Below are 13,224 nucleotides of genomic sequence, written 5' to 3' on the forward strand. Positions count from 1 at the left end.
CGAGCCCGGGCACCACTCGGGCGGGACCTAGCCGGCGGTGGGGCGGCGAGCGGCTCGTCGTGCCGTCCAGGCCGCCATGGCGCGGGAGAGGACGCGCTTGAGGAAGGCAGACACCCGTCTGGCGGACGGGAACTCGGTGCCGAGGATGGCGATACCAAAGAAGACAATCAGCCAGCCCGGTCCGGGCAGAGGAATCAGCAGCACCCCGATGCACACGACGAGGGTCCCGATCAGCCCCAGAGTGAAACGATAGGCCCACCGCACTCGGGGGTGGCGCTCCACCCACGCCCGACACCGGCGCAGGAAGGCCCGTACCGGATGATTGAGCGCACTGCCCGCTTCGATGTCGCGGGTCAGCGTGTCTGTCATCCCCACAACATACGACGGATGGCTGGGAATTTGGTTAAAATATTCTGCCGATTGAGGCGAGACCGTCGACGTAATACCAAACCTGTTCGACCCGCTCGAATCGGCTCGTCTCGTGCTGACGGCCGCGACCGTCGTCGCTGCGATAGTGAGCCGTGAACTCCACCAGACCCTCGCGGTCGAACGGTCCCCCGCCGCTCGTGCGCTCGATGACGAGGCGGGTCCACACCAGTCCTGCGTCCAGCTCGAGGGACGCCTGCCGGGTACGCGGATGCCAGGTCGCGAGCAGGTAGGCGGCGTCACCGACGGCGAAAGCCGAGTAGCGCGAGCGCATGAGTTGTTCGGCCGTGGGGGCGAGCGCGTCTCCCCGGTGGTACCGGTTGCAGCACTCCGGATAGCTCTCACCGCTGAGGCACGGGCACCGATTGCCTGGCAACACAGAAGACGTCACGTTTCGAGCATCCATCCCAAAAAAGTTTCACGGAAAAGAGAACGATTAAACACAGAAAACCCCGACCAGGTCGGGGTTTTCTGTGTTTTGGTGGATCCGAGGGGATTCGAACCCCTGACCCCCTGCATGCCATGCAGGTGCGCTACCGGGCTGCGCCACGGACCCATTTTGTTGTTTCGGATTCCCCCGAAACAACTTGTTTAGACTACTGCATAAAACAGCAGATGCGAAACCAGGCTACTCGGCGACGTCTGCAACGACGTCTGTGGCGCCGGCTGATGCGAGCTCGAGGGGAATGACAGGGCAATCTTTCCACAGGCGCTCGAGTGCGTAGTACTCGCGCTCCTCCTCGTGGAAGACGTGTACGACGAGGTCCCCGAAGTCAACGAGAGCCCAACGGCCGGCGGCGCGGCCTTCACGGCGGAGCGGCTTGTGTCCGGCTTCGATCAGCTGGTCTTCGATCTCGCCGGCGATCGCGATCACGTTGCGCTCTGAACGCCCCGTGATGATCAGGAAGATGTCGGCGAGCGGAAGCGGGTTGGAGACGTCCAGCGCAATCAGGTCTTCACCGGCCTTCGACTCGGCAGCGGCGACGGCCACCTTGAGGAGTTCGCGAGAGTGGGCAGTTGCGGTCATTGAATAGATCCTTGAATTTGAGACGTCTTGATGTACAGAAATCGGTATGAACAGAAGTGGGCTAGAAAATTTGGAGGAGGTGGCCGACGAACAGGAGCGCGGACACGCTCACGGCCAGGGCTGCGGTGGAAACCACGAGCACAACGGGGAGCGTCACCCCGGCCTTTTTCGGCGGGGTCATCACGTTACGCGTGGACGCGTGGGTACTCACGGCGCGGCTGGCGCTGACCGGAGCATTCTCGGTCTGGCTGCCGTCGTCGAGTTGGTCGATCATCTGGTCAACGTCGGCGGAATCGAAGTGGTTCGGGTGCTGACCGGTTTCGCCGAGGCTCCTCGGCAGATCAAAGGAGCCCGTGATGAGGATTTCACCCGTATTGGAGAGCGGCCCCGAGGTCGTGCCCTGGTTGGGAATCAGCGGCAGGATCAGAGCATTGGACGTTGTCGGGCTTCCGCCGGCGCCCATGCCCAGGGACATGAGGTCATCGAGCGACTGCGTGGACGACGATTCGGGCGTTTCGTCGTCGCCGGTGTCCACGGACCAGTGCGCCACCGGGGCGTGCCGCACGGTGGCGTCGGTCGCCGGTTCCGCGTCGGGACTCTCGTCGACGGCCCCCGACGAGGCAGCCTCGGTGGCGGCCGGCTTGGACGCGGTCGGCTTGGAGACGGCGGTGTCGGGCTCCCGCACGGGTTCGGCCGGAACGATCTTGTCTTCGGCGGCTTCCGACTCGAACTCGAGCGCATCGGCTGCCTCTGCGGCGTTGAGCGCCCGCAGCTCGCGGCGGGTGAGGGTGCGACCGGTGACGTCTTGTGACGGTTTCGGTGCAGCGGATGCCGCCCCGGAACCACTCGCCCGGGGCGCGAAGGAGGTCATCGGCGGGGCAGCGTCCGGCTGAATGGCAGCGGGCCGAACCTGGCCGGATTCCGCGGCGTCACCCGCCGTCGCGTCCGATGGGCGGGAGGCATCAGCGGCGGGGGCAGCCTTCGAGGACGGCCCGCGGCGCTTCTGCCCCGCGCGGGGCTTGCGGCCGGTCGGCGAATCGGCGGCGGGGGCCGCACTCGACTGAGCGGGCTCGACGGGCGCGGACTCAACCGATTCTGAGGGCGTCGTGTCGGCGTCGGGTTGTTCGGCGTCGGACTGCCGTTGCAGGGCCGAGGCCGCTTCGCGGGCTTGCCGTCGGGTCAGTGGCGGCTGGCTGTTGCCCAACGTCATACCACGCTCCGATACAGATGGTGCTTTGAGATGTACTGGACGACCCCATCGGGGACCAGATACCAGACCGGGAAGCCCCGATTGACCCGTGCCCGGCAGTCGGTGGACGAAATGGCCAGAGCCGGGACCTCCAACAAGCTTACGTCCTGGTTGGGTAAACCCGAAACGCTCAACTCATGTCCCGGACGACTCACAGCCACGAAGTGCGCCAGCTCCCACAGTTCCCGCACGTCTTTCCAGCCGAGAATCTGGCTGATGGCGTCGGCTCCGGTGATGAAGAACAGCTCGGCATCCGGGCGTTCGTCATGCAGATCACGCAGGGTGTCGATGGTGTACGTCGGACCGTCCCGGTTGATGTCCACCCGGCTGACCGTGAACTGCGGGTTGGACGCCGTGGCGATCACGGTCATCAGGTACCGATGTTCGCTCGACGTCACGTCGGACTTCTGCCAGGGCTCGCCGGTGGGCACAAAGATGACCTCGTCGAGGTCAAAACTTTGTGCCACTTCGCTCGCGGCCACCAGGTGCCCGTGGTGAATCGGATCGAAGGTACCGCCCATGACGCCGATGCGCAGGCGACGCTCGGTCCCGGGTCTACTCACGCGGTGCCGATTCGGCTAGTGGCCGCTGTGCCCGGCAACGCCGCCGTTTGCGGCGGCGAAGGCCTTGGCCTTGACGCTGTGCCGATTGGCGACGTCGCGGAAGCTCCACAGCACGACGCCCAGGGCGACGAAGAGCACGAAGGCCACAGCCGGGTAGCCCCAGAGAGGCAGCGGCAACGCCACGGCAGCGTGTTCGACCTCGGCCTCGGCCGCGGCAGCGGTCGCCAGAAGAGGACTAGTTAGCACAGCGGTCACAAACGACATGGGTTCTCCATTTCACACACAAAAAAGGTGGGGCTTGCGCCACCGGGATCAGTCTAGTGCGGGCTAGGCGCGCACCTGTCCTGATCCGCGCAGGATCCACTTGGTACTGGTGAGCTCCGGGAGGCCCATCGGTCCGCGTGCGTGCAGCTTCTGCGTGGAGATTCCCACCTCGGCGCCGAAGCCGAATTCGGCGCCGTCGGTGAAGCGCGTCGACGCGTTCACCATGACGGATGCCGAATCCACCTCGTTGAGGAAGCGTTCGGCGTTGCCGAGGTCGTTCGTGATGATGGATTCGGTGTGCCCGCTGGAGTAGCGGCGAATGTGGGCGATCGCCTCATCGAGGGAATCCACAATGGCCACCGACAGGTCGAGGCTCATGTACTCGGTGCTCCAGTCCTCCTCGGTAGCCGCGACGGCAGACGGGTAGAGGGCGCGCACGCGAGCGTCAGCGTGAATGGTGACACCGGCGTCTGTGAGCTTGTCCAGCACACCGGGAAGCACCCGAGCGGCCGCGGAACGGTGCACGAGCAGGGTCTCGAGGGCGTTGCACACGCTCGGTCGGTGCACCTTGGAATTGTGCACGATGTCGATCGCCCACTGCTCGTTGGCGCTCTCGTCGAGGAACACGTGCACCAGGCCGGAACCCGTTTCAATCACGGGGACGTTGGCCTCGGTGACGATGGTGCGGATCAGGTTGGCGCTGCCGCGAGGAATGAGCACGTCCACATAGCCACGCGCCTTCATCAGCTCGGTGGCGCCGGCACGACCGAACGGGTCGATCGTCTGCACCGCTTCGCGGGGCAGACCGACGGACTCGATGGCGTCCTGGACCAGCTCGACGAGCACACGGTTGGTGTTCTCTGCGGCCGAGCCGCCGCGCAGCACAACGGCGTTGCCGCTCTTCAGGGCGAGGGCGGCAAGGTCGACCGTCACGTTGGGACGGGCCTCGTAGATGACGCCGACCACACCGAACGGCACACGCACCTGGCTGAGCTTGATGGCGTTGGGGAGGGTGCTGCCGCGAACGACCTCGCCGACCGGGTCGGTCAGGAGAGCGATCTGGCGCACGGCGTCGGCCAGGGCGGCAACGCGGTCTTCGTTCAGGGCGAGGCGGTCAAGCAGACCGGTCGTGAGGCCGTTCGTCTCGCCGGCGGCCAGGTCGGCACGGTTCGCGGTGAGGATGGTGTCAACGCTGTCGCGGAGCCGGTCGGCAATCGCACCGAGCGCCGCGTTCTTCAACGCGGTCGGCGCCGAAGCGAGGGCAATGGACGCCGTGCGGGCGTCTTCGAGAGTGGGCGTGAGCTGGACATCGGGAAGTACAGGCTGCAACATGTGCCTAGTTTACCAAAGTCGGCGATGCGGCGGTGCCCCGGGTTCGAACCAGGTGCCCACCGGGTCTCCGCGCAGGGCTTCCGTGGCCAGTGACGTCGCGGTGACGAGCACTCCGGTTCCGCTCGCCGCAGCGAGGCGCGCGGCGGTCACCTTGGTGCTCGCTCCCCCGGTGCCCACGCTGTTGACCGATGTCGAACCGAATTCCATTCCGGCCATCAGATCGCCGGGTGCCACGAAGGAGATGGGCTCGGCCCCCGCACGCTCCGGCGGCATCGTATAGAGCGCATCCACGTCGCTCAGCAGCAGCAGCAGGTCGGCGCCGCACAGCGTCGCCACCAGGGCGGCGAGCCGGTCGTTGTCGCCGAATCGGATCTCGTGGGTCGCTACGGTGTCGTTCTCGTTCACGATCGGCAGGATCCGCAGGTCCAAGAGGCGGTCCATGGCCCGCTGGGCATTGCTGCGGGGCGTCGCGTTCTCCAGGTCGCCGGCGGTCAACAGCACCTGGCCGGCCACAATGTCGTAGCGGTCGAGGCTGGTCTGATATCGGGAAATCAGCAGGCTCTGGCCCACAGAGGCGGCGGCTTGCTGGGTGGCCAGGTCACTGGGGTGGTCGTCCAGCCGAAGGTAGGGCATTCCGGTGGCGATGGCCCCGGACGACACGAGAATGACTTCGGTGCCGCGCGCATGTGCCGCGGCGAGGGCATCCACCAGGGGTCCGATGCGATCGGCGTTCCTGCCACTGATCGATGATGAGCCCACCTTGACCACGATGCGGGCAGCGGACGCGATCTGGTCGCGAGAGAGCGAATTCACGGCAGTTGGGCCTTCCCCGGCGCCCGAACACAGTGTTGGGACGGCCTCGGGCAGCTTACAACGGAAGCGCCCACCCGAGGAGTCGGGTGGGCGCTTCGCCGGTGATGCGGAGGATTAGAGCAGTGCTCGCTCGTCTTCGCCCTCGACGGGCTCGAACCAGGTTCCCACGGGTTCGCCGCGCAGCGCCGCAGCGGCCAGCTCCGTCGATGTCACGAGTACGGCGGTTCCGGCCTTGGTCGCCAGACGCGCAGCCACCACCTTGGTGCTGGCACCGCCGGTGCCGACGCCGGTGGCTCCGCTGGACGAGAACTCGAAATCGGTGAGCGGGTCGTCCGCCGCAATCACTTCGAGCTTCTCTGCTCCCGGGAGGTGCGGCGGTTTCGTGTACAGGGCGTCGACGTCGCTGAGCATGATCAGCAGGTCGGCGCTGATCAGGGTGGCGACGAGGGCCGCGAGGCGGTCGTTGCTGCCGAAACGCAGTCCGTACACCGCAACCGTGTCGTTCTCGTTGACCACGGGAAGAATCCGCAGGTCGAGCAGGCGGTTGAGCGCCCGGCGGGTGTTGCTGCGGTGCGGCTCGTTGAGCAGGTCGCCTTCCGTCAGCAACACCGTTCCGGCGGCGATCTCGTACCGGTCGAGGCTTTCCTGGTAACGGAAGATCAACACGTTCTGGCCGACGGCGGCTGCTGCCTGCTGCGTGGCCACGTCACCGGGACGCTCGTCCAGGTCGAGGAAGGGCATTCCGGTTGCCACCGCTCCCGACGAGATGAGAACCACTTCAGTTCCTCGGCCGTAGGCCTCTGCCAGTGCGTCCACGAGTGGAGTGATTTGGTCGGAGTTGTCACCGCTAATCGATGACGATCCAACCTTGACCACAATTCTCTTTGCGGAAGCTACCTGGTCGCGCTTTAAGCCAATCACTGCTAATCCTCTTTCGTTGTGCCGTCGTCTTCTGAATTCTTGCCGCTTGCGCGCACATCTTCGTTCTGTTCCTCTTCACCGCTGCGCCACATGCCGGCTTCACGCTCGCGGATCATTTCCGCGCGAGCGGAGGCCTTGGCGTCCATTCGGCCGAAGTATTCTTCACGACGTTGGCTGCTCGTGCGTCGGGTGGAATCGTCGATCCGGGTGTCGGTACCGCGCGGGGCGGCGATGAGCTCCGCGGTCGAGGTGAGCGTGGGCTCCCAGTCGAACACCACTCCGTGGCCCGGTCCGATGATGACCGTGGACCCGGCGATCGCGCCCGCCTTGTACAGCTCGTTTTCGACACCGAGTTTCGCAAGGCGGTCGGCCAGGAAGCCGATGGCCTCATCGTTGGTGAAGTCGGTCTGCTGAATCCAGCGTTCCGGCTTCGCCCCGAGAATCCGGTAGATGTTGCCGAAGGATCCGCCCTCGACCCGCACCACGAAGCCGCCGTCGTCGACGGCCTTCGGGCGGATGACGATGCGCGGCTTCTTGGCCTCGGCCAGGGCGGTCTCGACCCGGCCCTTCTCGACGATCTCGGCCAGGGCATAGCTCAGCTGTCGCAACCCCTCGTGGGTGACGGTGGAGATCTCGAAAACGCGATAGCCGCGGGCTTCGAGGTCGGCCTTCACGAAGGCGGAGAGCTCGCGGCCCTCCGGAACGTCGATCTTGTTCAGGGCGACGAGCTGCGTGCGCTCCAGGAGCGGCTTCTGCCCCTCCGGCACCGGGTACGCGGAGAGTTCACCGAGAATGATGTCGAGGTCGCTGATCGGGTCGCGCCCGGGCTCGAGCGTGGCGCAGTCGAGCACGTGCAGAAGCGCGGTACAGCGCTCCACGTGGCGAAGGAATTCGAGGCCGAGGCCCTTGCCCTCGCTGGCGCCCTCGATCAGACCGGGGACGTCGGCCATCGTGTAGCGCGACTCTCCCGACTCGACGACGCCGAGGTTCGGGTGCAGGGTGGTGAAGGGGTAGTCAGCGATCTTCGGCTTGGCGGCGGACATCGCGGCGATCAGGCTCGATTTTCCCGCGGACGGGTATCCGACGAGCGCCACATCGGCCACCGTCTTGAGCTCGAGGTAGACGCTGCCTTCGAAGCCGAGGGTGCCGAGCAGGGCGAAGCCGGGGGCCTTGCGCTTGGTGGAGGCGAGCGCGGCGTTGCCGAGTCCGCCCTGTCCTCCGGGGCCGACGACGAGGCGCAGGCCGGGCTCGTTCATGTCGAGGAGCTCGTTGCCCTCGGCATCCTTGACCACGGTGCCGATCGGAACCATGAGTTCGCGCAGATCGCCATTGTGACCGTTGCGGTGGTCACCCATGCCGGGTCCGCCATTGTCGGAGCTGCGGTGGGGTGAACGGTGATATGCCAGGAGCGTGGTCGTTCCGGGATCGGCGACGAGAACGAGGTCTCCACCGCTTCCGCCGTTGCCGCCATCCGGGCCGGCGAGCGGCTTGAACTTCTCACGCTTTACAGAGACACACCCGTTTCCTCCGTTACCCGCTCGCAAATGCAGCGTGACGTGGTCAACGAATGTGGCCATGAAGTGCCCCTCTCAGGCGAAAATTTATGTCTAGAAACGCGTAAAGGCGGACCGAGGCCCGCCCTTACGTTCAAAGCTGATGCCTACTCGGCAACCGCCACGATGTTGATGACCTTGCGGCCACCCTTGGCTCCGAACTGAACCGAGCCGCCTTCGAGGGCGAAGAGCGTGTCGTCTCCGCCGCGACCGACGTTGATGCCGGGGTGGAAGTGGGTGCCGCGCTGACGAACGATGATCTCGCCCGCTCCGACAACCTGCCCACCGAAGCGCTTCACGCCGAGGCGCTGAGCATTGGAGTCGCGACCGTTGCGAGTGGAACTCGCACCTTTTTTGTGTGCCATCTGTTCTTCTCCTCAGGCCTTAGGCGATGCCGGTGACCTGGACGCGAGTGAGCTCCTGACGGTGCCCCTGACGAACCTTGTAGCCGGTCTTGTTCTTGAACTTCTGAATGGAAATCTTCGGGCCACGGAGGTCTTTCAGAACCTCGGCAGTCACCTTGACCTTGGCCAGCGACGCACCGTCAGAGGTGATCTTGTCGCCATCGACGAGGAGCACAGCGGCCAGCTCGACGTTGCCGTCCTTGTCGGCCTTGATTCGGTCCATCGTGACGATGGTACCGACCTGTACCTTCTCCTGCCGCCCTCCGGCGCGCACAACTGCGTAAACCACTTTACGTACCAATCTCTGGGAGGCCCGAAGGCCCCGGTTCCTAATCACCGGAAAGGGCAATTACTGGAAAATACTGCCTGAAAATATCAGGCTTGGAAATTTGCTGTCATGAACGAGTCGAATCGACTCGTCACATCAGAAAACCTTGGTGATCGCGCTAAAAATTCATCGCACACCAAGGGATGACTTTACCTGATCCATCACCCGCGGTCAAACTGCGGCCCCGGCGAGTCGTTCAGGAACGCCTCGTAATCTTGCACCATGGCCGTACTTATAGACCAGCCTAGCTGGCCCGCGCACGGAACGTTGTGGTCCCACCTCGTGAGCACCGTGTCGCTCGCCGAATTGCACGCCTTCGCGGCCGCTCAGCAGGTACCTGCGCGCGCCTTCGACCTCGATCACTATGACGTGCCGGCGGCCAGCTACGAGGCTCTGGTGGCCGCAGGGGCGCAACCGGTGACCTACAGGCAGCTGGTGACGCAGTTGCGCGCCAGCGGCCTGCGCGTGACCATGCGACAGCGCCGCGGACTCTGACCGGCCCGAGTCGCGGGGCGGGGTCTGTGCGCGCCGCGCCGACGCACGAAACAGGGGTACCGGGCTTTCGCCCGGTACCCCCGCGATAATGACTCCAGGGAGTCGGTCGTGCTAGTTCTGCTCGTCCGGCACGGCAACAATGATCGGCTGGGCGGTGGACCCGCCGGCCGTCGTCACCCGCCGGCTGCGCGCCCGCCCCTGGCCGGGCTGCTTCGGCTCGGGAAGGGACTCGAGAACGGAGTCGAGCATCTGGTCGGTGACCTGTTTGCTGGCCCGACGCTTGCTGCTCGTGGACTTGGTCACGGGGATGTCCAGAATCGCGAGGGACTCGGATCCGGCAGCGCTCGCTTCCGCGGCCGCAGACGGCATCTCCGTGCGCGGCGCCTCCGTGGGCGCCGATTGGGCGCGCGAGGATCGGCTGCGTCGGTTGCGCGACTCGCTGCGCTCCGGCTTTTCGGTGCGCTCCGGCTGTTCGGTGCGCACGGGCTCTTCGGTGCGAACCGGGTCTGCCGACGCGTCCGCAACGGATGTCGCGTTGCTTTCGGGAGCGCTGCCTTGGGGAGCGTTGCCTTGGGGAGCAGCGTGCGCCGACGGGTCCGCCGCGGCCTCCGCCGATACCACGGCCAGCGCTTCGGCCTTCACCGCATCGCTGACGATCGGAATCGAGCCCGTGCGGGTGATGGTGCGCGCGGCAATCAGTGCGAGGGCGTTCTTGGCGTCCTCGGTGATTCCGTGTGTGCCGTTGCCCGTCTTGGGAGCATCCGTTGCCGATGGGTCTTTCGATCCGCCAGTGCCGCTTGCGCCGTTGTTGCCGCCACCGCTCGGGGGTGTGCCACCCGAGCCGTTGCCCGAGCGGGCGCGCGGGCGACGTTCCTGCGGGGGCTGCGCCGTCTGGCGGTGCTTGGTGACAGGGTCGTGGTGCACGATGATGCCGCGTCCGGCGCAGGCCTCACAGTTTTCGCTGAAGGACTCGAGCAGGCCGAGTCCGAGCTTCTTGCGGGTCATCTGTACGAGGCCGAGCGACGTGACCTCGGCGACCTGGTGCTTGGTTCGGTCGCGGCTGAGGCACTCGATCAGGCGACGGGAGACGAGGTCGCGGTTGGATTCGAGCACCATGTCGATGAAGTCGACGACGATGATTCCGCCGATGTCGCGCAGGCGCAGCTGACGAACGATTTCTTCCGCGGCCTCGAGGTTGTTCTTGGTGACCGTCTCCTCGAGATTGCCCCCGGAACCCACGAACTTGCCGGTGTTGACGTCGACGACCGTCATGGCCTCGGTGCGGTCGATGACGAGCGAGCCGCCGGACGGCAGCCATACCTTGCGGTCGAGGGCCTTCTCAACCTGCTCCGAGATGCGGTGCTCGTCGAAGGCATCCGTTTCGCTCGTGTAATTCTCGATCCGCGCGACCAGGTCGGGGGCAACCTGGGAGAGGTAGTTCTCGATGGTCTGGCGGGATTCGTCGCCGGACACGACCAGGCGCGCGAAGTCCTCGTTGAAGACGTCACGAACGATTTTGATCAGCAGGTCGGGTTCGCTGTGCAGTTCGGCGGGGGCCTGTGCCGTTTCCACGAGTTTGGAAATGGATGCCCACTGCGCCGTGAGTCGATTGACGTCAACGGTCAGCTGCTCGTCGGTGGCGCCCTCGGCCGCTGTGCGCACGATGACGCCGACGTTCTCGGGCAGAACCTCCTTGAGGATCTTCTTGAGTCGCGCGCGTTCCGTGTCCGGAAGCTTGCGGCTGATGCCGTTCATGGAGCCGTTCGGCACATATACGAGGTAGCGACCGGGCAGCGAGACCTGGCTGGTGAGCCGGGCGCCCTTGTGACCGATCGGATCCTTCGTGACCTGCACGAGAACCTTGTCACCGGGTTTGAGCGCCAGTTCGATGCGACGCGGCTGGTTGCTCGTTCCCGAATTCTCGGCGGCGGCGTCCCAGTCGACCTCACCGGAATACAGCACGGCGTTGCGTCCGCGCCCGATATCGACGAAGGCCGCTTCCATGCTGGGCAGCACGTTCTGAACGCGACCGAGGTACACGTTGCCGATGAGGGAGGCATCCTGGTTTTTCGCGACGTAGTGCTCCACGAGCACGCCGTCCTCCAGTACGCCGATCTGGATCTTGTTGTGCTTGGCGCGAACCACCATGAGCCGGTCGACGGATTCGCGGCGGGCGAGGAACTCGGCCTCGGTGATGACCGGGCGGCGTCGTCCGGCATCGCGACCGTCCCGGCGGCGCTGCTTCTTGGCCTCGAGGCGGGTCGAGCCCTTGATGCGTTGCGGCTCGGTGATGAGCTCCGGTTCGCGCGGGGCACGAACCTTGACGACGGTATTGGCGGGGTCGTCGGGGCCGGAGCGCCCCTCGTCGCCGGTGCGACGACGCGCGCGTCGACGAACCGTGGTGGCTTCCTCGAAATCTTCATCGTCGTGGCTGCCGTTGTTGCGGTCGAGGCCCGCGTTGGCGCGCTCGGTGCGGTCGTCTTTCTGGCTGCCGGCGCGAGGCACATATGGGAGGATCTCGGGTGCCTGGAAGAGCAGTGATGTCGAGGGACGACGCGCGGCGGCGACCGGCGCGGCAGGTTCGGCGGGCTCCGGCGCCGCGTCGGTCGCCTGCAGGTCGGCGCCCGGCAGGTCGCTGCCGGGCTCGTCGTCCGTGGGCGGCGATGTATTCGTAGTCGTGGTCACTGTCGTGTCCTGTTTCTGCACCGTTGGCTGGCTCGGCACCGTTGCCGGTGCCTGCTCGGTTGCGGGATCGGTGACGGGCTTGCGCTCGGTCACGTTCTGAAGTGTGTGGGTGGACGCCGTGGTCTCAGGCACCGGCTCGGTCGACGAAGGCTCCGCTGGGGCCTCGGGAATCGTCGTCGACTTTCGCGTGGTGCGGCGGGAGCCGAAAAAGCCCCGGCGTTTCTTGTTTTCGTTGTCTTCCACCATTACTGGTGTGCTCCTTGACCGGTGTAGGCGACCGCGCCACCCACTCGGTTACTCTGTCGTGCGAGAAGGTCGCCTGCGCGACTTTCCCGCGAATGTTTTTACGTGCGCAACCGGCTCTTGGCTCTGATTGCTAATACTTTTGGTCGTGCGACCACTGCATGCGGGAATTATTGCTGTCCCCAAAAAGCTTCATCTGCGTCTGCTTGAGCGCGGCTCAACGACTAGGTCCGATTATCGCATGCATTCGCACCGGAAACGTGCGAGCGCGCGTGACATAATCCGAGGGTGTCAGCGACCCAGCCCCTTCAACGCCCCACGGGGCTGGCCATCTTTCTCGTCATCGCCGGCGCCATCGGTTTCGCGGCCGCTTTCGCGCTCACGCTCGACAAGGTGCACATGTTGGAGGATCCCAACGCGCAGCTGTCGTGCAATTTCAGCGTCCTGATCGGGTGCAGCACGAATCTCGCCTCCTGGCAGGGGTCATTGTTCGGATTTCCCAACCCGCTGATCGGACTGGCGGCCTGGAGCGTCGTCATCACGATCGGAATGGCGATCCTGGCAGGCGCACGATTCGGCCGGTGGTTCTGGCTCGGCCTGAACGTGGGCGTGGCCGGTGCGATGGCGTTCGTCATCTGGTTGATTTTCGAGAGCATCTTCGTGCTCGACGTGTTGTGCCCGTGGTGCATGGTCACCTGGGCGGTGACGATTCCCGCGTTTCTCGCGGTGACCCTCTACAACCTCAAGCTCGGTCACATTCCCGCTTCGGCATCCGTCCGACGAATGGCGGCGGGCGCGTATTCGTGGTTGTTCGTGATCACCATCGCCTGTTACATCATTTTCGCCGTCGTTGCCCAGGTGAACATGGATGTACTCAACCGCCTTTAGCCGCACCGCGGGGGCGCCGCGCACAACGCCGCC

At 65.3% G+C, this 13,224-nt stretch carries 15 protein-coding genes and 1 tRNA gene; 2 read left to right on the forward strand and 14 right to left on the reverse strand.

Annotation, left to right across the window (positions count from 1 at the left end):
* Positions 1-27 precede the first annotated feature (27 nt).
* The 13 genes from AC1MB9_RS08875 to rplU all read right to left on the reverse strand — a co-directional run bounded on the left by AC1MB9_RS08875 (position 28) and on the right by rplU (position 8,841).
* A complete protein-coding gene (locus AC1MB9_RS08875; protein WP_479961604.1) occupies positions 28-369 on the reverse strand; it encodes a TIGR02611 family protein in 342 nt (113 codons plus the stop codon).
* 34 nt (positions 370-403) lie between these two features.
* Positions 404-817: a YchJ family protein gene (locus AC1MB9_RS08880; RefSeq protein WP_479961605.1), complete on the reverse strand. Its 414-nt coding sequence runs from the start codon at positions 815-817 to the stop codon at positions 404-406.
* An 88-nt stretch (positions 818-905) separates the two neighbouring features.
* Positions 906-982 (reverse strand) — tRNA-Ala (locus AC1MB9_RS08885).
* Between the two features lie 72 nt (positions 983-1,054).
* Positions 1,055-1,453, reverse strand: coding sequence for a ribosome silencing factor (gene rsfS, locus AC1MB9_RS08890; RefSeq protein WP_479961606.1), 399 nt, complete (start codon positions 1,451-1,453; stop codon positions 1,055-1,057).
* A 61-nt stretch (positions 1,454-1,514) separates the two neighbouring features.
* Complete coding sequence (locus AC1MB9_RS08895; protein ID WP_479961607.1) at positions 1,515-2,663, reverse strand: hypothetical protein; 1,149 nt, start codon at positions 2,661-2,663, stop codon at positions 1,515-1,517.
* The gene (gene nadD / locus AC1MB9_RS08900) at positions 2,660-3,265 is read right to left on the reverse strand and encodes a nicotinate-nucleotide adenylyltransferase (RefSeq protein WP_479961608.1); all 606 of its coding nucleotides are present in this window, start codon (positions 3,263-3,265) and stop codon (positions 2,660-2,662) included. The genes AC1MB9_RS08895 and nadD overlap by 4 nt, the downstream gene beginning before the upstream one ends.
* A gap of 15 nt (positions 3,266-3,280) precedes the next feature.
* On the reverse strand, positions 3,281-3,529 hold the full coding sequence (locus AC1MB9_RS08905; RefSeq protein ID WP_479961609.1) for a hypothetical protein: 249 nt from the start codon (positions 3,527-3,529) through the stop codon (positions 3,281-3,283).
* Positions 3,530-3,592: 63 nt separating this feature from the next.
* A complete protein-coding gene (locus tag AC1MB9_RS08910) occupies positions 3,593-4,861 on the reverse strand; it encodes a glutamate-5-semialdehyde dehydrogenase (protein WP_479961610.1) in 1,269 nt (422 codons plus the stop codon).
* Between the two features lie 9 nt (positions 4,862-4,870).
* Positions 4,871-5,674 carry a glutamate 5-kinase gene (gene proB / locus AC1MB9_RS08915; protein WP_479961611.1) on the reverse strand — a complete coding sequence of 268 codons (804 nt, stop codon included), beginning with the start codon at positions 5,672-5,674 and terminating at the stop codon, positions 4,871-4,873.
* A 114-nt stretch (positions 5,675-5,788) separates the two neighbouring features.
* A complete protein-coding gene (gene proB / locus AC1MB9_RS08920) occupies positions 5,789-6,595 on the reverse strand; it encodes a glutamate 5-kinase (protein ID WP_479961612.1) in 807 nt (268 codons plus the stop codon).
* A gap of 2 nt (positions 6,596-6,597) precedes the next feature.
* Positions 6,598-8,172 carry a GTPase ObgE gene (gene obgE / locus AC1MB9_RS08925; RefSeq protein ID WP_479961613.1) on the reverse strand — a complete coding sequence of 525 codons (1,575 nt, stop codon included), beginning with the start codon at positions 8,170-8,172 and terminating at the stop codon, positions 6,598-6,600.
* Between the two features lie 83 nt (positions 8,173-8,255).
* Positions 8,256-8,513 (reverse strand): 50S ribosomal protein L27, encoded by a 258-nt coding sequence (rpmA, locus tag AC1MB9_RS08930; protein ID WP_479961614.1) that lies wholly within the window; start codon positions 8,511-8,513, stop codon positions 8,256-8,258.
* Between the two features lie 19 nt (positions 8,514-8,532).
* A complete protein-coding gene (gene rplU, locus AC1MB9_RS08935) occupies positions 8,533-8,841 on the reverse strand; it encodes a 50S ribosomal protein L21 (protein WP_479961615.1) in 309 nt (102 codons plus the stop codon).
* Positions 8,842-9,102: 261 nt separating this feature from the next.
* On the opposite strand from rplU, the gene AC1MB9_RS08940 reads away from it, so the two are divergent.
* On the forward strand, positions 9,103-9,375 hold the full coding sequence (locus AC1MB9_RS08940) for a DUF4031 domain-containing protein (RefSeq protein ID WP_479961616.1): 273 nt from the start codon (positions 9,103-9,105) through the stop codon (positions 9,373-9,375).
* A 111-nt stretch (positions 9,376-9,486) separates the two neighbouring features.
* Here the strand turns inward: AC1MB9_RS08940 and AC1MB9_RS08945 are convergent, their stop codons facing one another.
* Positions 9,487-12,306, reverse strand: coding sequence for an Rne/Rng family ribonuclease (locus tag AC1MB9_RS08945; protein ID WP_479961617.1), 2,820 nt, complete (start codon positions 12,304-12,306; stop codon positions 9,487-9,489).
* Between the two features lie 285 nt (positions 12,307-12,591).
* On the opposite strand from AC1MB9_RS08945, the gene AC1MB9_RS08950 reads away from it, so the two are divergent.
* Positions 12,592-13,191 carry a vitamin K epoxide reductase family protein gene (locus tag AC1MB9_RS08950; protein WP_479961618.1) on the forward strand — a complete coding sequence of 200 codons (600 nt, stop codon included), beginning with the start codon at positions 12,592-12,594 and terminating at the stop codon, positions 13,189-13,191.
* Positions 13,192-13,224: the final 33 nt, after the last annotated feature.

The organism is Cryobacterium sp. AP27 (assembly GCF_056680495.1).

Excerpts from the sequence above, each read along its gene's own strand:
- AC1MB9_RS08875 (WP_479961604.1), bottom strand. The coding sequence starts at position 369 with ATGACAGACACGCTGACCCGCGACATCGAAGCGGGCAGTGCGCTCAAT.
- rsfS (WP_479961606.1), bottom strand. The coding sequence starts at position 1,453 with ATGACCGCAACTGCCCACTCTCGCGAACTCCTCAAGGTGGCCGTCGCC.
- AC1MB9_RS08895 (WP_479961607.1), bottom strand. The coding sequence starts at position 2,663 with ATGACGTTGGGCAACAGCCAGCCGCCACTGACCCGACGGCAAGCCCGC.
- AC1MB9_RS08905 (WP_479961609.1), bottom strand. The coding sequence starts at position 3,529 with ATGTCGTTTGTGACCGCTGTGCTAACTAGTCCTCTTCTGGCGACCGCT.
- AC1MB9_RS08910 (WP_479961610.1), bottom strand. The coding sequence starts at position 4,861 with ATGTTGCAGCCTGTACTTCCCGATGTCCAGCTCACGCCCACTCTCGAA.
- obgE (WP_479961613.1), bottom strand. The coding sequence starts at position 8,172 with ATGGCCACATTCGTTGACCACGTCACGCTGCATTTGCGAGCGGGTAAC.
- rpmA (WP_479961614.1), bottom strand. The coding sequence starts at position 8,513 with ATGGCACACAAAAAAGGTGCGAGTTCCACTCGCAACGGTCGCGACTCC.
- AC1MB9_RS08940 (WP_479961616.1), top strand. The coding sequence starts at position 9,103 with ATGGCCGTACTTATAGACCAGCCTAGCTGGCCCGCGCACGGAACGTTG.
- AC1MB9_RS08945 (WP_479961617.1), bottom strand. The coding sequence starts at position 12,306 with ATGGTGGAAGACAACGAAAACAAGAAACGCCGGGGCTTTTTCGGCTCC.